19 protein-coding genes are annotated in these 16,365 nt (G+C 42.7%); 11 read left to right on the plus strand and 8 right to left on the minus strand.

Annotation, left to right across the window (positions count from 1 at the left end; translation table 11 throughout):
• Positions 1–10: 10 nt before the first annotated feature.
• Positions 11–3,139, plus strand: coding sequence for an alpha-mannosidase (locus tag NWP21_RS13935; RefSeq protein ID WP_280793148.1), 3,129 nt, complete (start codon positions 11–13; stop codon positions 3,137–3,139).
• Between the two features lie 25 nt (positions 3,140–3,164).
• On the opposite strand, the gene psbN is transcribed toward NWP21_RS13935, so the two are convergent.
• Entirely contained in the window at positions 3,165–3,296 is a 132-nt protein-coding gene (gene psbN, locus NWP21_RS13940) for a photosystem II reaction center protein PsbN (protein WP_200988972.1), read from the minus strand.
• 191 nt (positions 3,297–3,487) lie between these two features.
• Between psbN and psbH the strand changes: the two genes are divergently transcribed.
• The 3 genes from psbH to pth all read left to right on the plus strand — a co-directional run bounded on the left by psbH (position 3,488) and on the right by pth (position 4,799).
• Entirely contained in the window at positions 3,488–3,691 is a 204-nt protein-coding gene (gene psbH, locus NWP21_RS13945; protein ID WP_200988973.1) for a photosystem II reaction center protein PsbH, read from the plus strand.
• Between the two features lie 162 nt (positions 3,692–3,853).
• A complete protein-coding gene (locus NWP21_RS13950; RefSeq protein ID WP_271732655.1) occupies positions 3,854–4,126 on the plus strand; it encodes a TatA/E family twin arginine-targeting protein translocase in 273 nt (90 codons plus the stop codon).
• 34 nt (positions 4,127–4,160) lie between these two features.
• Positions 4,161–4,799, plus strand: a complete 639-nt coding sequence (pth, locus tag NWP21_RS13955) for an aminoacyl-tRNA hydrolase (RefSeq protein WP_271763832.1) — start codon at positions 4,161–4,163, stop codon at positions 4,797–4,799.
• A gap of 118 nt (positions 4,800–4,917) precedes the next feature.
• On the opposite strand, the gene rpsU is transcribed toward pth, so the two are convergent.
• Positions 4,918–5,094 carry a 30S ribosomal protein S21 gene (gene rpsU / locus NWP21_RS13960; RefSeq protein WP_200990068.1) on the minus strand — a complete coding sequence of 59 codons (177 nt, stop codon included), beginning with the start codon at positions 5,092–5,094 and terminating at the stop codon, positions 4,918–4,920.
• A gap of 172 nt (positions 5,095–5,266) precedes the next feature.
• Entirely contained in the window at positions 5,267–6,127 is an 861-nt protein-coding gene (gene rsmI / locus NWP21_RS13965) for a 16S rRNA (cytidine(1402)-2'-O)-methyltransferase (protein ID WP_280793149.1), read from the minus strand.
• A gap of 31 nt (positions 6,128–6,158) precedes the next feature.
• Here rsmI and NWP21_RS13970 point away from each other — a divergent pair, with 31 nt between their 5' ends.
• The 4 genes from NWP21_RS13970 to NWP21_RS13985 all read left to right on the plus strand — a co-directional run bounded on the left by NWP21_RS13970 (position 6,159) and on the right by NWP21_RS13985 (position 9,498).
• A complete protein-coding gene (locus NWP21_RS13970) occupies positions 6,159–7,031 on the plus strand; it encodes a sugar kinase (RefSeq protein WP_280793150.1) in 873 nt (290 codons plus the stop codon).
• Positions 7,032–7,075: 44 nt separating this feature from the next.
• Positions 7,076–7,927 carry a 3'(2'),5'-bisphosphate nucleotidase CysQ gene (locus tag NWP21_RS13975; protein ID WP_280793187.1) on the plus strand — a complete coding sequence of 284 codons (852 nt, stop codon included), beginning with the start codon at positions 7,076–7,078 and terminating at the stop codon, positions 7,925–7,927.
• A 201-nt stretch (positions 7,928–8,128) separates the two neighbouring features.
• A complete protein-coding gene (locus NWP21_RS13980; RefSeq protein WP_280793151.1) occupies positions 8,129–8,461 on the plus strand; it encodes an RNA-binding protein in 333 nt (110 codons plus the stop codon).
• A gap of 275 nt (positions 8,462–8,736) precedes the next feature.
• The gene (locus tag NWP21_RS13985; RefSeq protein ID WP_280793152.1) at positions 8,737–9,498 is read left to right on the plus strand and encodes a hypothetical protein; all 762 of its coding nucleotides are present in this window, start codon (positions 8,737–8,739) and stop codon (positions 9,496–9,498) included.
• Between the two features lie 23 nt (positions 9,499–9,521).
• Here the strand turns inward: NWP21_RS13985 and NWP21_RS13990 are convergent, their stop codons facing one another.
• The 4 genes from NWP21_RS13990 to NWP21_RS14005 form a co-directional block, all read right to left on the minus strand.
• Entirely contained in the window at positions 9,522–10,409 is an 888-nt protein-coding gene (locus NWP21_RS13990; protein ID WP_280793153.1) for a hypothetical protein, read from the minus strand.
• A 9-nt stretch (positions 10,410–10,418) separates the two neighbouring features.
• Entirely contained in the window at positions 10,419–10,931 is a 513-nt protein-coding gene (locus NWP21_RS13995) for a hypothetical protein (protein ID WP_271732667.1), read from the minus strand.
• A gap of 17 nt (positions 10,932–10,948) precedes the next feature.
• Positions 10,949–11,602, minus strand: a complete 654-nt coding sequence (locus tag NWP21_RS14000) for a class I SAM-dependent methyltransferase (RefSeq protein WP_271732668.1) — start codon at positions 11,600–11,602, stop codon at positions 10,949–10,951.
• 127 nt (positions 11,603–11,729) lie between these two features.
• On the minus strand, positions 11,730–12,866 hold the full coding sequence (locus tag NWP21_RS14005) for a cob(I)yrinic acid a,c-diamide adenosyltransferase (RefSeq protein WP_271732669.1): 1,137 nt from the start codon (positions 12,864–12,866) through the stop codon (positions 11,730–11,732).
• A 250-nt stretch (positions 12,867–13,116) separates the two neighbouring features.
• Between NWP21_RS14005 and fraC the strand changes: the two genes are divergently transcribed.
• Together fraC and fraD are read left to right on the plus strand one after the other, a co-directional pair.
• Entirely contained in the window at positions 13,117–13,662 is a 546-nt protein-coding gene (gene fraC, locus NWP21_RS14010) for a filament integrity protein FraC (protein WP_280793154.1), read from the plus strand.
• 45 nt (positions 13,663–13,707) lie between these two features.
• Positions 13,708–14,751, plus strand: a complete 1,044-nt coding sequence (gene fraD, locus NWP21_RS14015) for a septal junction protein FraD (RefSeq protein ID WP_280793155.1) — start codon at positions 13,708–13,710, stop codon at positions 14,749–14,751.
• A 23-nt stretch (positions 14,752–14,774) separates the two neighbouring features.
• Here the strand turns inward: fraD and NWP21_RS14020 are convergent, their stop codons facing one another.
• Complete coding sequence (locus tag NWP21_RS14020) at positions 14,775–15,656, minus strand: sugar ABC transporter permease (RefSeq protein WP_280793156.1); 882 nt, start codon at positions 15,654–15,656, stop codon at positions 14,775–14,777.
• 24 nt (positions 15,657–15,680) lie between these two features.
• On the opposite strand from NWP21_RS14020, the gene purN reads away from it, so the two are divergent.
• Complete coding sequence (purN, locus tag NWP21_RS14025) at positions 15,681–16,322, plus strand: phosphoribosylglycinamide formyltransferase (protein ID WP_271732673.1); 642 nt, start codon at positions 15,681–15,683, stop codon at positions 16,320–16,322.
• The last annotated feature ends 43 nt before the right edge of the window (positions 16,323–16,365 follow it).

Consider the following 16,365-nt stretch of genomic DNA (forward strand, 5'->3'; position numbering starts at 1 on the left):
TATCGAAAATATGACCCTGCCCATGTCAAAATCTCACACTGAATTTATTTTGGCAACTATTGAGCAACTGCGCTCTTATTCTCAGGTAAATGTCCAGTCTGGTTGGGTAGGTTGGGAATGTGACTGTCAGATTACTGAAATTGATATATCTAAACTGTCAGATGGGAACCCTGTAAATCTCAATGCTAAAGCCCATATTGCTTGGACAAGGGGTAAAAAGGTGCTGTGGTTGGTACAAAAGTTTGTAGTTACCGCAAATTTACAGGGTTATTCTGTAGCGGGTTTGTCTTTACGCTTGGCTTTGGTGTGGTGGGCCGATGTGGCTGAGATTTATGTGAATGGGGAGTTAGTGCTACAGGGAGATTTATTTGATTGTTCCCCCAGGGTGCTGCTAAGTCAAGGGGTGAAGGCTGGGGATGAATTTGTTGTGACTATACGTTTAGTCAGTCCGGGACATGATGATGGTGCTTTGGTGCGATCGCATCTAATTTATGAGTCTAATGATCATGATCATCCAGATCCGGGTTTTATGGCTGATGAGTTGGCGGTGGTACAACTGTTTTTAGCAAAGTTTGCGCCGGAACGTTTGGTTGATTTGGCGCAGGGGTTGCGGGAGGTAACAAACCCCAGGGGGACACAGATCGCCAACAAGGAGCTACGGGAAGTTTATCAGCGGTTATCGGGGTTGATCAACAGTTTAAATCCTAAAATCTATTTATTAGGTCATGCTCATTTAGATTTAGCATGGCTTTGGCCGGTGAGTGACACTTGGAAAGCGGCGCAAAATACTTTTGAGTCGGTTTTGCGGTTACAGGCTGATTTTCCAGAGTTGATTTTTTGCCATTCTACCCCAGCCCTTTATGCTTGGGTAGAGGAACATCGCCCAGATTTGTTTAGGCAAATTCAAGCCCAGGTAGCAGCTGGACGCTGGGAGGTTGTGGGGGGTTTGTGGGTGGAACCGGAATTAAATTTGATTTCCGGTGAGTCTATTGTACGTCAGCTGTTGTATGGTCAGCGTTATATCCAAGCTAAGTTTGGTAAGTTGTCCCCGGTAGCTTGGTTACCGGATACTTTTGGTTTTTGTGCGACTTTACCCCAGTTTCTAGTTAATGCTGGTATTGAGTTTTTTGTAACTCAAAAGTTACGCTGGAATGATACTAGCCAATTTGATTATGACGCTTTTTGGTGGCGATCGCCTGATGGTAGTCAAATCTTTAGTATGATGTCCGCACTTATCGGTCAAGGCATTGACCCGGTACAAATGGCAACATACGCTTATGAATGGCAAAGCAAAACCGGTTTTAAACAGTCCCTGTGGCTTCCCGGGGTGGGTGACCATGGCGGCGGTCCTACCCGTGATATGCTAGAAACTGCCCAACGCTGGCAAAGGTCTGCTGTTTTCCCAGATTTAGAGTTTACCACCTCACAAAAGTATTTACAGCAAATCCAGGAGCAAGCTAGCAATTTCCTACCTACCTGGAATGACGAACTATATTTAGAATTTCATCGCGGTTGCTACACTACCCATGCAGACCAAAAACGGTACAATCGACGCTGTGAAAACCTCTTATATCAAGCGGAATTATTTGCTAGTTTAGCCTCCCTGATCTGTGGGGTGACCTATCCCCTTGACATCGAAAAGGCTTGGAAACAAGTTTTATTTAACCAGTTTCACGATATTTTACCTGGTTCCTCCATTACCCAAGTTTATCAAGATGCACTCCCAGAATGGCAGCAAGTGGAAGCAGTAGGAACAAAGATATTACAAGAATCTTTATTAGCGATCGCCTCCCAAACCATTCTACCCCCTCCCCCCCATCCCGAATCACAACCGATATTTATCTTCAATGCTCTCAATTGGCAACGTTCTGAGGTTGTCTGTGTCACACTACCTGAATCTCACCCACAATGGCAAGTCTACAACCTTTCAGGACAGCCAATTACTTCTCAAATATCAGCAGACAGAAAACTGCTGTTTCTAGCTCCTGAAATTCCCCCGGTAGGTTACCGCATTTTTTGGCTTTCCCCCACATCCCCAACCCCCCAACCCCCCAACACCCCAGACTGGACTTTAGAAAATGAATTTCTGCGGGTGATAATTAATCCCGACACGGGAGATTTATCTAGTGTATTTGATAAAACCCATCAACGAGAAATTCTAACTGGTGCGGGTAATCAACTACAAGCCTTTAAAGATAGCGGACAATATTGGGATGCTTGGAATATTGACCCCAATTATACCCAACATCCCCTACCACCCACACAACTAAAATCTTTAGCATGGTTAGACCAAGGCCTAGTACAAAGTCGTGTCCGGGTGGTGCGTCAATTAGGTAAATCGGAATTTTGCCAAGATTATATTTTACAAGCTGGTTCGCCATTGCTAAAAATTGCCAGCACCGTTAATTGGCAAGAAAATCAGGTAATGGTAAAAGCAGCCTTTCCTGTAAATGTAGAAGCTGATTTTGCAACTTATGAAATTCCCTGCGGTGTCATTCGTCGCCCTACTCAACCCCAAACACCCGCAGAACAGGCTAAATGGGAAGTTCCCGCCTTGCGTTGGGCTGATTTAACTGGGGAAACTCAGGTAAATGTAAATAATGTAAATACTTATGTAAATATTTATGGTGTCAGCTTGCTTAATGACTGTAAATATGGTTACGATAGTAAAAGCAATCAATTACGCCTCACCCTGCTACGCAGTCCCAACTGGCCTGACCCAAAAACAGACAGAGGACTACATGAATTTACTTACGCCCTATATCCCCACGGGGGTAGTTGGGAAACAGCCAACACAGTTCAGCGTGGGTATGAGTTGAATATTCCCTTACAAGTAGTTATCAATCCCCCCACTACTCAGGATGCTACAACCTCACCTGGTGAAAGTGTGAGTTTCCTCAATTTATCTGCAGCCAATTTAATCTTAATGGCCTTCAAGCCCTCTGAGGACAACCCCCAGCAATTCATCCTCCGGTGTTATGAATGTCAGGGAGACACAGCGCAGTTAAGTTTACAGAGTCATTTAGGGCTAAGTTTGGGAAATGCTGTAGATTTGTTAGAAGCGAAATCATCCCAGCCGCAAAACTCAATCATAGAACCTTGGAAAATTGCCAGTTTTGAGGTGAACAGTGAACAGTAAACAGCCTGCGCACTGTTCCCTCACTCTAGTCTTCGTGGTCTTCAAAGGGGTCTGCTAACTGCTTACTAGGAGGACCGAAGGAAATGTAAATGGCATAACCCGTGATGGCAACTAAGGCAGCGCCAACGGAAATACTAACAATTGTTGCGGTGTCCATAAATGAAGGATTAATTATGAGTGCTATTATGGTTAAATTTGGCCTGAGTCGGCACTGTTTATTTTAACATTTGTTTCGCTGTCACTAAAATTATTTTCCCTATGGCAAGTTATGACTCAGGCGCTTCGTGGTAATAGTAGAATATTACAGAAGATGAAAAAAAGCTTTGGTAACTGAATCTTAGGTGAACTATGGCACAACGCACTAGGTTGGGAGATATACTCAAACCTTTAAATTCTGAGTACGGTAAGGTTGCCCCTGGTTGGGGTACTACGCCTTTAATGGGTGTTTTTATGCTCCTATTTTTCGTGTTTCTGCTGATTATTTTGCAAGTTTACAACAAGTCTCTGTTGATTCAGGACGTAATGGTTGATTGGCGCTCTTTGGGCGGCTAAGTCAATACAGCGCACCTGTACCCGGCTTGTCCGGGTTTTTTTTTGGTTTTATACCAAAAACGTTAGCCTTAAATAAGTCAGCATGATATACATAAGGGGAGTTTTGATTTCGATTCTCCCCGGCCTAACTTGACCGCATTGTCTATTTATAGGAGAAAGGGCGTGAATATATTTGGTATCGGTCTACCGGAAATGGGTCTGATTATGGTAGTGGCTTTGTTGATTTTTGGCCCCAAGAAGTTACCAGAAATTGGTCGTAGTCTCGGTAAAGCAGTGCGGGGTTTTCAAGAAGCTTCTAGTGAGTTTCAAAATGAGTTTAAACGGGAAGCTGAACAAATAGAACAGGCTGTGAAAACTTCCGCACAAATCGAACCCAAGCAACTCGAAGCCACTAAATCTGAACAGGATGCGGCCGGTTCCTCCCCAATCAGTTAGGGAAGGACTAGCCAAAAAATTGATTTAAGGCATAATGACAGAAAGTGTTACGAAACCATCTCTGGTGATTCCTCAACTAATTGTCGGGTTGGGAAATCCTGAGCCTAAGTACGACCAAACACGCCATAATGTTGGCTTTGCTGCTATAGATGCACTGTCTCGTGCTTGGCAAATTCCTTTAGGGGAAAATCGCAAGTTTCAGGGTGAGTATGGCGAGGGAATAGCCCCGGGTAGGGGTAAAGTCCGCTTACTCAAACCTTTAACTTATATGAATCGCTCTGGACAGTCCATTCAAGCTGTGACTAGTTGGTATAAATTACCTCCTGAGTCCGTGCTGGTGATTTATGACGATATGGATTTACCTTTGGGGAAAACTCGTTTACGGTTGTCTGGTTCGGCCGGGGGACACAATGGGATGAAGAGTACAATTTCCCACCTTAACACCCAAAACTTCCCGCGTTTACGCATCGGCATTGGTAAACCCAATGATGGCAGTAATAGCGATAAGTCTGAATCAATCTCTCATGTTTTAGGCAAGTTTTCTGCAGATGAAAGTCAACTGATATCTCTTGTGCTTCAGTTTGTGGTTGAGTGTGTAGAATTTAGCCTGAAACAGGGAGTAGAAAAGGCGATGAATCGTTGTAATAGCCACAATATCCCAGTCTATCCATAAACTACGTGAAAATAATATACCCTCACCTCTGAGATGTGGTGGGGTATATCCAAAAATTTTATGTAATAATTAAGGCAATGTACTATTGCTGATGTTAGGTCAAGCCTAAATAGGTTTATTAAAACCTTCGCTTACGTCTAGCTGATACCGCCTTACGTTTGCGCTTTTCTAGAGGTGTTTCAAAGTGGCGATGAAACTTGACATCAGCTAATATACCAGCTTTAGACACCTGGCGTTTAAACCGACGCAAAGCTGAATCAATACCTTCGTTTTCTCCTAGAACGACTTGGGTCATTCTTACCGCATCCTCATAATCAATACTTTCCACTGCAATTTTAGCCTCAAACTCAGGCAAACATCCCAAGGTACAGTCGGCATTAGGGGCAATTTATTAAATTTCTATTTGAGTTCATTAATTGTAATTACACTGAATATACAGTTGTTAAATCACCAAATCTATGGTACAATTATTGCTCGTTATCATTGCCCAGAGAAAGGGCTAGTTGATACAGCTGACGGCGAGGAAGAGAGGTAATTTTTGCTAATTGCCGGCTAGCTTGCGATCGCGATATTCCCTGAGTCATGATCTGAAGCAACTCAGCTTTGAGTTGTTCCTCTGTCAATTGGGGATGGACGGGGGGATTTCCGGCCACAAGTAGGGTATATTCGCCTTGGGGTTCACGCTGGCTGTAATGGGCGATAGCTTCGGCAATGGTTCCCCGCCAAAATTCTTCGTATAATTTAGTTAACTCCCGTGCCAGCACAATCTGGCGATCGCCACCCCAGACTGTTGCCAAGTCTTGTAAAGTTTCTTGCAACCGATAGGGAGATTCATAGAAAATTAGGGTGCGGGATTCTGTCTGCAGAGACTCTAAATACTCCCGCCGTTTTGCTGCTTTAGCTGGAAGAAAGCCTTCAAACACAAATCTATCTGTAGGTAGCCCAGCTGCGCTGAGAGCGGTAATCACCGCACTAGCCCCAGGAATTGGCACGACTGTTATTCCTGCATCAATACAAGCTATCACCAGTTCATAACCAGGATCAGAAATACCAGGCATTCCCGCATCACTCACCAGAGCTATGGCCTGGCCATTTGCCATATACTCTAATAATTCCGGGATACGGCTTTGGCGATTGTGTTCATGGTAACTTATTTGAGGGGTTTTAATTTGAAAATGCTGTAATAGTTTCCCAGTATGGCGAGTGTCTTCCGCGGCGATTAAATTTACTGTTTGCAAAATGCGCACCCCCCGAAAAGTCATATCTTCCAGGTTGCCAATGGGTGTAGCAACAATGTAAAGTGTTCCTGGTTTGGGTTCAGTCTGCATGAGTAAAAAAAATTAGCGTTAGGTGACACACATGAATAATCTCAGATCCCACCGGGGTTTATTTGTGGGTTTAATGACTTTGGATTTAATTTACCTCGCTGATTCTACCCCCAGAAATAATCAGAAAATTGTCGCTACTGACTATACTTTAGCAGCTGGTGGACCGGCTACCAATGCCGCTGTCACCTTTAGTTATTTAGGTAATCAAACTCAAGTTTTGGGGGTGCTGGGTTGTCATCCCATGACCCAACTGATTCGGGGAGATTTGGCAAAGTATCAAGTGGCGATCGCTGATCTTCAGCCTAGTATGACTACAGCACCACCTGTATCTTCCATTATCATCACCCAAAGCACAGGTGAAAGAGCTGTAATTTCTCTCAATGCAGCCAAAACGCAAGCTAATAGTGGATCTATCCCGGCAAATATTTTACAAGATATTGATATTGTACTAATTGATGGGCATCAAATGGCCGTTGGTCTAAGCATAGCGGCAATGGCTAAAGCTGAAAATATCCCAGTAGTCATTGATGGTGGTAGTTGGAAACCAGGATTTGAGGAAGTTTTACCTTTTGTTGATTATGCCCTGTGTTCGGCTAATTTCTATCCCCCTGACTGCAACACCGAGGGTGAGGTGTTGACTTACCTGAGTAAATTTAATATTCCCTACATTGCTATTACTCACGGGGAGAAACCCATTACATATTTATGTTCTACTGGAATGGGTGCTGTGGATGTCCCTCAGGTTCGAGCTGTTGATACCCTGGGAGCGGGAGATATTTTTCACGGTGCTTTCTGTCATTATATTTTAGAGGGCAGTTTTATGGATGCCCTGGCAGTATCTGCGACAATTTCGGCTGATTCTTGTCGATTTTTTGGTACTCGTCGGTGGATGGATGTTTCGTAATTGTCCACAGATCAACACAGATGAACACAGATGAAGAGGGGGGAATGAAGGATTTACAAGCAATATTGGCGATCGCTCTTGAAGTTAGTTGGGGTGCTTCTGATCTACTCAGGTCTTATTATCATGGCACTGCCAAAAATCCCGATCTTGATATACAGTACAAACACAATGAGCCTGTAACTGTTGCAGATGTGGCTGTGAGTCGATATATTATCGAGGAGCTACAAGGGGCTTTAGGTAATCAAGATTTTGCCTATATCAGCGAGGAGACCTATCAATCACCACTCGGTAAGCAATCCTCTCCATGGGTTTGGATTATTGACCCGTTAGATGGTACTCGAGATTTTATTCAAAAAACTGGCGATTATGCGATTCACATCGCCTTAGTCCAGGAATCACGTCCAGTTTTAGCTGTAGTTGCTATTCCGGAAGCTGAAAAGTTATACTTTGCGACTAAGGGAGGGGGTACTTTTGTCGCCACCCGTGACCAATGTTTTCCTATACAGGTCTGTTCCGGTAAGCCTATAGAAGATTTAACTGTAGTGGTCAGTCGCTCTCACCGCAATGAACCTTTAGATTATTTATTACAAAATTTACCTTGTCAAAATCAGAAATCTGTTGGTAGTGTAGGTTGCAAAATTGCCACAATCCTGGAAAAACAGGCGGATATTTATATTTCCCTTTCCGGTAAATCTGCCCCTAAGGACTGGGATATAGCAGCACCTGAACTAATTTTAACAGAAGCTGGTGGTAAGTTTACTCACTTCGATGGCAGTTTGTTGCAATACAACACCCAAGATATTAATCAGTGGGGTGGTTTGCTTGCGAGTAATGGCGAACATCATCAACAGCTATGTAAGACCGCGGAAAAGTTAATGAGAGAGTGTCAAAGTTAAGTTTTTACGACCCTCTGTGAGTAAAAAAGTACCATCCTTAAACTTAAAAGCTATGAACTGAATCAACCTGAGAAGATTTAAAAATGCTGTGCTATATTCGTGGGTATAAAGATTATTTTCGGTGGAGTAACTCCTTTTGGTTTCTAAAAAGCGCCTCTCCGAATCTAACTCTCTACACTTCTCGGAATTCGGAGACATTCTATGTCAATTTACGTCGGCAATTTATCCTATCAGGTGACAGAAGATGACCTGAAGCTAGCTTTTCAGGAATATGGAAAGGTTAATCGTGTTCAGTTACCCACCGACCGGGAAACAGGTCGTCCCCGTGGTTTTGCCTTTGTAGAGATGGAATCAGACGCAGAGGAAACAGCCGCCATCGAGGCTCTTGATGGTGCTGAGTGGATGGGACGTGATTTAAAAGTGAACAAAGCTAAACCACGTGAGGAAAGAAGTTCCACACGTGGTGGTGGCGGCGGTAACTGGGGTAACAACCGTCGTGGCGGTGGCGGTGGGGGTGGCGGTGGACGCTACTAATCCCTAACATTGCCTTAGTAGTTCCCAAATGACCCTCAGCCCCCCCATTATAAATTTACTTTATGTTGGGGGGGATGTAATTGTGGTAATGTATATTTTTGTATCGATTTGGCAGAGTGATTGGACTGATAATCTCATTTTTGCTCAACCTGTAAGATGATTAGACCTCTTTAAGTATTGGCGGAACTAATAGCCATAAATATATATCTTTTATATTTACAAGGTGTAGTAAATATAATTACCCGGCAAGTTTTGGCTCAAGATTATCAGGAAAAATGTTGCGCGTTTATCATCTTGTTCTCGGTGCTATTTTATTAGCTTTAACCCCGGTGGGAGTAAAAACTATTCTCCCTAATTTTTCTGCTGAGGTAGTAGAAAAGCCCAATTCTGTAGTAGAGACAACTCACAGCAGTCCTTCTCAAACCACTACTGGAATTACTTCTAGTACCATGGAAGGAAATACTTGGCAGAAAATTTTGGGTAAAACACCTACACCCAAGGGCTGGGAAGTTGTCCCTTGTCAGGTAAACCCCTCCCTGCTGTGCGTTTCTTCCCAAGGGAAACTTTTGGGTACTGTGGAAATCGGAGTTTATCCGGTGAAAGAAAATCAAAAATTTCAAAAAAATCTCACAGATGCGGGTATTCCCCTGGGTTCTCAGCTAGATTACCAAAGTCCTGATTACCAAAACAAGTTATTAATTGCACTCCAGACTTGGGTGGCTGATTTCAACGCTAGTTTTGTCAAAGACCGCCGGGATATCTATGGAAACAAAATTATTTTCTCAGCTTACCCACCACAACCCGCATTAGTTGGTAAACTCCAGGGAATACGCTACGGGTTTGTGGGACTCAGTCCAGAGGGTGGAGTCGAAGAGTTACATATTAGTCATGTCGCCTTCGACGGTACGGCTATTTACGTGATGACTACAGCTTTTGGCGCTGACTCTGTTACAGGTAAATTTGAGCAACTGGAAAATTTAGCAATTTTTCAAGCTTACTTTTCGGCCATCGCTTCCAATTTAAAATTACCGATGTGAGGGAATCCACCCGCTGGAATGGGTTAAATCTCGGCTACAGCGCGGGAAATCAATCGTCTCGCCAAGGTTTGTGTACCTGTGTGTTCATAGTAATTGGTAGCTACATCTAGAAAAGCCGCCAGATAATCTAACTTATCATCGGCCAGTTGCACAAAATTTTGCAAATTGCCAACTATTGTTTGTGGCGTTAAATTATTTTGGGTAACTAACCCCCCCATCCAACCTTTAACGGAGTCAAAGCTTTCGCCAATGAAGTTCAACTTACTCCCAACATTGTTACCGGGAATCGCATCTTGAATACCTTGGAAAGTCGAGTTTTGCGCTAATTCCTGGGGATTCATGCTAGATAGTGCAGATAATGCTTTGTAAATAAAGTCTGGACCTAGGGGTAATAACCCATCGACACAAACTAAAGCTACCATGCGAATCAGGGACTCACCAGCATACTCACCCAAAGAAGCGACAAAATCGCCGATACTGTCCCCCGGAATCCCATTAATTTGGCAGAATGCTACTAACTCTACTACTAATTTTAGGCACAAATCAATAGTTTGGGCTTTGTCGGCTTTGGGGGTGATATTGTTTAAAAAACCCAACAGAGGTATTTTTTCACCGACCTTGTTAGCTAATGCTGCTGTACCTAGGGCTGTATCTGTCCTGTCCACAGTTTGATAAAGCCACATAGCCCGTTGGTATCCTTGGGATCTGTCATTGTACAGGTATATCGCCCTTTCTCCAATTTGTTGAATTAAATCTTCATCGGTTTCCCCAGTTACAGTTTTAATTGTATTGACAAACCCTACAGTATTTTGCCATTGACCAGGAGCGATAAAATCTAGGGAATTTAACATGGAAACTGTTAACCCCCTAGTTGGAAGTTCATCAACTAACTCAAAAATTGGTTTGTTCACAAAAATCTCCTAGTTCAATTTAGCTAGACCATCAAGATTAAATTTCTCTATCCAATCTGCGCGATCGCTGGCGGTAAATGATGGATCGCGGGATAATACTTTTACTTGGTAACGATTATTTATCAATATTGCTGTTTGAGTCTGGCCAATTTCCCGCGCGGGATAACCAGCAATTGTCATAGTGCTATTAGAGTAGCTGGCCGCTGTTGCTGGTGTGCTGCTGGTGTCAGAAATAGCTAACATAGCTACATCTTGACCATCTTTCTTTAATTTAGCTTCAGCAAAACCTTTTTTCTCCTGGGTAAATACTCTTTGGTAACCATCACTAGCTACGGGAAAGAATTTATTAAATTCTCCCCCTTGAGTAGCAGTTTCTACAACTGCTTGACCTCGTTTTTGCTGAGTACTTTCCTGCTGTACCTGGTCAAAACGTCCCGGTTCTGCGGGGGTACAGGCGGTAGCTAGTATTAATACTGATATTACCAACCCAGCGAAAATTTTAGACACGCGAGGGAAATTCATTGTTTGTTCCTGATGTTTCAAATCTCAGCAATGCGGTGTGCGATGACAGCATAAAATGGATCTCCACCACCAGCACCTAACCACTGTAAAAAATTTGGCACTGTGGATTTATTCACAATTACCTCTGGAACTGTAAATCCCGGTACTGAGGTGAAGTACTGCTTCACTAATTCCACCCTAGCGGGTTCGGAAGCATCTCGCCAAGCTTGAATCGCTTTTTGAAAAAACATCCGGTTAGAAAAGCTAATAATTGCTACACCACTAGGTTTAAGGATACGATAAATTTCTGAAAATATGGCTTCTGGATATTGTATATATTGCACAGAAACACAATTGAGAACCGCATCAAAACTCTGGTCTGGTAGGGGTAGTTGGGGATGCTGATTCAGATTTTGGACAAAGTAATGATTTAAACGACGATTACGTGCTAATTCCTCGGCGTTCAGTCCATGTCCCTCAATATGGCTAAATTCCATCTCTGCTGGTAGGTGGGATACCCAACTGCTCATCATGTCCAATATACGCGTGTCAGGGCGCAGGCGATCGCGATATAAATCCGTTAGCTGTTGAATAAATCCCTCATCTACATGGGTGACGAAGCGGGGATAGTCGTAAAATACCTGGTCGTCTGTGTTGTCTAATTTTTGCCTTTCTTCGGGTTTGAGGAGCATAATGACCCTATTTTTTACCTTTCTTAGTGGTAAATACCGTAGTAAACATCATTAACATACCACCCAACAGAATAGCGATCGCAACCCCTCCGGTGATTAAATCCAGTAAATTGCTGTTCTCCATGACTTAAAAATCTACCCCCCGCTTTAGTTCTACACCTTGATTCGCATAATGTTTGTGACAGTATACCTCAGAGTGAACGCTAGCTAAATCAAAGTAGGCGGGTTGTTGTTGACAGCGACCAGTAATAATAACCTCGGTATCCCGGGGTTTGCGAAGTAAGGCTTGAACTATGGGTTCAACCGGAAGTAATTCTAGGTCTACTGTGGGGTTAAGTTCATCAAGAATGATGGTTTTGTAGAGTCCCGAAGCGATGGCGGTTTTAGCAATTTCCCATCCTCTTTCTGCTTCTACATAGTCCAATTCCTGGCGAGAATTGCGCCACACGATTGCATCTCGACCGCAGCGTTGATGATCTACTACTTCTGGATATGATTGCTGTAAAGCGGCGATGGCTGAGTCTTCCGTATAGCCACTTCCACCTTTGAGCCATTGCATAATTAATACACGTGTAGAGCCGGGGTGATTAATTCCCCTACCAATTGCCTGTAAGGCTTTACCTAATGCGCTCGTAGATTTACCCTTGCCAGCCCCGGTATAAATTTCAATACCATCTAGAAAAAGTTCTTTAGCTATGGGGTGGTCTTGGGGTTTCATTTCCGAGTGTAAATCGGCAATATCAAGTAAAGCTTGGGGTGCAGCGCGTCCAGTAGCGATGATTTCTAATTCTTGGGGTTTAGATTTCAATGTCCGTACTACCTCATCCACCCCTAGTAAACCCAAATCTAAAACCGGGTTAATTTCATCCAATACTACAACGGAATATAAACCAGAGGCAATGGCTCCTTTGGCTACATCCCAACCCCGCGCCGCTTCTTCTCGGTCGAAAGAGATGATTTCCTCTGGTCCAAAAAATTCCGCTCTCCCGGTGCGAACCTGATCAATTAAATGGGGAAAACCCCTCTGTAAAGCTGCGATCGCTCCGTCCTCGTCATAATCCCGTTCTGGCCCTTTTAAAAACCGCAACAGTAAAACGCGGCTGGAATCCCCCGGTGTATTGATTCCCAAGCCAATTGAGCGCAAAACTACCCCTAAAGCTGCTTGGGACTTACCTTTACCCGCACCGTCGTAGATGTGAATTTGACCTGTGAGCCGTTCAGGACGCACTTGCGCTGTGCGAATACCGATGCCGTTCCTTGTCATTTCTTGAAAAGCTGTAACGTGGGAATATCCAAAATTTTACCATAACCCTGCTATACTCTAGATTATAGTATAATTTCATACTAAAAACTCTGGTATGCCTGGGGATTCTTGCTGCATAGATATTCCTAAAAATTTATCCACTCTCAAGTTGCATAGGACTTACCTACTCCAGAATAAATCAGGTTATACTGGCAGACCAGGATAACTACCGGATCATTGCCCTAATTACACCTATCCAAATCGATAATTTATGCTTGGACTTGAAAATCTCACAACTCCTAAAATCCTACCCCTCGGTGCAGTTTTGTTTGGATTTTTATTTTTACTAACCGCCATTCCTATAGAAGCATACGTTTTAAACCAAAGGCTAAAATTCGACAAAAAAACTAGTACTTTTTACGCCATATCTATAAATCTCCTTTCCAGTACTATTGGTTGGGTGATATTTTTTTTACTAGAACCAGTATTACCCATCAATTTAAAGTCAGAATTAATAAGTTACATATTTTTTAATACTTTTAGATCAGAAGCTAGTCAGGGCGTTCTTATTTTCACGGCTTTTACAATCTTCTTCTTTACCTTTTTCATGAAGTTCTTTCTTTTGAGGTTTCTCATACTCTCATTAAAAGAAGACTTGATAAATATCTATACAAAAACACCAGATAATAGTCGCTTAAAATGGCGGGTGACCAGCATTGCTAGATTACAAAATACAAATTTAGTTACCAGTATATTAATCGCGAACTCACTGAGTTACAGTGTGATTACCATAATTATATTTTTGAGCAGGAAGTAGACTTAAAACAGTTGTATAATTTTGAACAGATAAGAGGAGTGAAGGATGCAAACCTTATTTAAAGATGTTTTACTACTTTTTCAATTTATTGTCGGGATTTTTGAGGGAACTAGAAAGTTATTTGTGCCAAAGAAAGCTTATTCCTGGCAGACATTAATTTACTTGAGTTTTTATTCTTGGGGACTTTCACTGCTAGCTGTAGGTTATGTGCAAATTATAATTGCATTTTTAGGGTGGTTGTTTTTAATTGCTGGTACTGCCTGGTATACAACTGATGATCCTTTAAGAGTTCCTGGTACTTTTATGCCAGTGGGAGCAGTAATAACCGGGTTTTTAGTTAGTACTTTCGCCTTTGGTCATCCAGAGGATGTAATTACACCCAGAACTGTTGTTCTCTGGCCAACAATATCGGGAATAATTACAGCAATTCCAGAGTTTATTGAAGGTACCGAAACCAAGACTACAGCAAAAATTCCTAAACCAGAAGTTCGGGAAAAAATCATAGTTCTGGTGGCTAGTTGTATGTTAATTAGTTGCTGGATTCAGTTTTACTTTGTCATGGATAATTGGTTAACAAAATATCCCACCTTACTCACAGATAATTTTGAGCGTAGTAGCTTTGTGGTGAGAATTGCACAAGCAGAAACAACAGAAAAAAACCGGATCCCAGAAAATGGTGTAAATATACTCGATGGTATACAAATAAAAGTAGAACAACAATTAAATAAAACACCTTGGTCACAAGTGGAAAGATGGTTACTAGATGCAACAAATGAAGTAAGCAACTTAGGTAATCAAGTCATCAATGAGAAACTAGGACAATATGAGGAAAGTAAATTATGGAGTACGGATGCGCGGGTAGCTAATATTCCATCTGGATATGGATTAGATTTACTCAGTATCTGGCTAGGACCTAGTTCAGACCCCAAGGGGTATTTTTTACAAAAATCTTGTCGGATTGAACCAATAGCAGTATCTACCAGAACTCCCGTGAGTCTCGGACAGGTAGAGGGAAAAAATACAGTTGCAGAAATTGAATGCGATCGCCTGAGTAAATTTATTGCGGATGAAGTACCAGCCAAGCGTTGAGGGGATGAGGTTTTGGCTGTGGTTTAATCATCCCCCCAAGTTCGTAACTGCAAATAAACAAACACCAAAGTAAAAGCTAACAATACTGTAGCTGCGGCGGCGGCGTAGCCAAAATCAAATTGAGCGAAAGCTTCTTGGTAAATGTAGTAAACCAGCAAGTTAGTAGTATTGAGGGGACCACCGCCGGTAATTACATAAACCTGCTCAAAACTTCGCAATGTAAAAATTGCTGTAGTAACTATGGCAAATATTATAGTAGGTTGTAGTCCCGGTAGGGTAACGTGCCGGAACTGTTGCCAAGCATTAGCCCCATCTAGTTCTGCTGCTTCATAGCGACTGCGGGGGATTGCTTGCAACCCGGCTAAAAATACCACCATATTAAAACCGAGTTGTTTCCAGATACTCAAAATAATTAATACTGGCATAGCCCAAACTGTGCTACTTAACCAGGGAATGGGTACAATGCCCAGTAAGTCTAAAAATCCGTTGACGGGGCCAGTTGTTTGAAATAACCAGCGAAAACCTAAACCGGCGGCGACAAGAGAGATAATGGAAGGCAGAAAATAGGCACTCCTGAGCAGTCCCCGCAGCGCCAGGGATTTGTCTAATAGTACTGCTAGCCCCAAAGGAATAACTAAACTGGGAATGACCGTGGCAACGGTAAAATAAATTGTGTTACCTAAGACTTGCCAAAAATCTTGGGTCAGTAGCAAGCGCCAATAATTCCTTAAACCTACCCAAGTAGTACCTGCGGAGGTGAAACTACCAGCAGTAAAACTGAGGTAGAACAAATAAGCGATGGGCCAAATGATGAAGATGATCAGTAAAATCAGGGCGGGAGACAAAAAAATCCAAGCCGCAAAGGTATCATTATCTAACCAGGACTTAGTATATGTTTTTGGCATTTATCATTTTTCCTCTTTGCTGTTATGACTCTTTGCCCTGATTCTACCCTTAGCCTGGTTGCTCCCAGTATTAGTAAACGCCTTTTATCACTCAGTCAGCCCTTAAAATTAGGGATTATGGCTTCTGGTAGTGGCAGTAATTTTGAAGCGATTGCCCAAGCGATCGCAGATGAGCAATTAAACGCTCAAATTGAGGTTTTAATTTATAATAACCCCTTAGCCAAAGCTGCCATACGGGCGGCTAATCGGGGGGTGGACGCTGTATTATTAAATCACCGTGACTACGGCAGCCGCGAAGCATTTGATGGTGCAATTGTCAAGACTTTGCAGCAGTATGATATCGATTGGGTGATTATGGCTGGCTGGATGCGTTTGGTGACACCAGTGTTAATTGATGCTTTTACAGACAAAATTATTAATATTCACCCCAGTTTACTGCCTAGTTTTAAAGGCATTAATGCCGTAGAACAGGCTTTAGCATCTGGAGTAAAAATTACTGGCTGTACTGTACATTTAGTTTGTTTGGAAGTAGACAGTGGTCCGATATTAATCCAAGCGGCGGTGCCAGTATTACCTGAGGATACAGTCGAAACACTCCACGCTAGGATTCAAATTCAGGAACATATTATTTTACCACAGGCGATCGCACTAGCGGCGCAAAGGTAGTTAACTGGTACAAGTGCGACACCTCATATCTTAACTTAGGTGG

Origin of the sequence: Anabaenopsis sp. FSS-46, from assembly GCF_029891665.1 — a bacterium.
GTDB lineage: Bacteria > Cyanobacteriota > Cyanobacteriia > Cyanobacteriales > Nostocaceae > Anabaenopsis > Anabaenopsis arnoldii.

What these genes read in the sequence shown, in the direction of transcription:
- NWP21_RS13935 (WP_280793148.1), top strand. Translation starts at nt 11, where the DNA reads ATGACCCTGCCCATGTCAAAATCTCACACTGAATTTATTTTGGCAACT.
- psbN (WP_200988972.1), bottom strand. Translation starts at nt 3,296, where the DNA reads ATGGACACCGCAACAATTGTTAGTATTTCCGTTGGCGCTGCCTTAGTT.
- psbH (WP_200988973.1), top strand. Translation starts at nt 3,488, where the DNA reads ATGGCACAACGCACTAGGTTGGGAGATATACTCAAACCTTTAAATTCT.
- pth (WP_271763832.1), top strand. Translation starts at nt 4,161, where the DNA reads ATGACAGAAAGTGTTACGAAACCATCTCTGGTGATTCCTCAACTAATT.
- rpsU (WP_200990068.1), bottom strand. Translation starts at nt 5,094, where the DNA reads ATGACCCAAGTCGTTCTAGGAGAAAACGAAGGTATTGATTCAGCTTTG.
- rsmI (WP_280793149.1), bottom strand. Translation starts at nt 6,127, where the DNA reads ATGCAGACTGAACCCAAACCAGGAACACTTTACATTGTTGCTACACCC.
- NWP21_RS13970 (WP_280793150.1), top strand. Translation starts at nt 6,159, where the DNA reads ATGAATAATCTCAGATCCCACCGGGGTTTATTTGTGGGTTTAATGACT.
- NWP21_RS13975 (WP_280793187.1), top strand. Translation starts at nt 7,076, where the DNA reads ATGAAGGATTTACAAGCAATATTGGCGATCGCTCTTGAAGTTAGTTGG.
- NWP21_RS13980 (WP_280793151.1), top strand. Translation starts at nt 8,129, where the DNA reads ATGTCAATTTACGTCGGCAATTTATCCTATCAGGTGACAGAAGATGAC.
- NWP21_RS13985 (WP_280793152.1), top strand. Translation starts at nt 8,737, where the DNA reads ATGTTGCGCGTTTATCATCTTGTTCTCGGTGCTATTTTATTAGCTTTA.
- NWP21_RS13995 (WP_271732667.1), bottom strand. Translation starts at nt 10,931, where the DNA reads ATGAATTTCCCTCGCGTGTCTAAAATTTTCGCTGGGTTGGTAATATCA.
- NWP21_RS14000 (WP_271732668.1), bottom strand. Translation starts at nt 11,602, where the DNA reads ATGCTCCTCAAACCCGAAGAAAGGCAAAAATTAGACAACACAGACGAC.
- NWP21_RS14005 (WP_271732669.1), bottom strand. Translation starts at nt 12,866, where the DNA reads ATGACAAGGAACGGCATCGGTATTCGCACAGCGCAAGTGCGTCCTGAA.
- fraC (WP_280793154.1), top strand. Translation starts at nt 13,117, where the DNA reads ATGCTTGGACTTGAAAATCTCACAACTCCTAAAATCCTACCCCTCGGT.
- fraD (WP_280793155.1), top strand. Translation starts at nt 13,708, where the DNA reads ATGCAAACCTTATTTAAAGATGTTTTACTACTTTTTCAATTTATTGTC.
- NWP21_RS14020 (WP_280793156.1), bottom strand. Translation starts at nt 15,656, where the DNA reads ATGCCAAAAACATATACTAAGTCCTGGTTAGATAATGATACCTTTGCG.
- purN (WP_271732673.1), top strand. Translation starts at nt 15,681, where the DNA reads ATGACTCTTTGCCCTGATTCTACCCTTAGCCTGGTTGCTCCCAGTATT.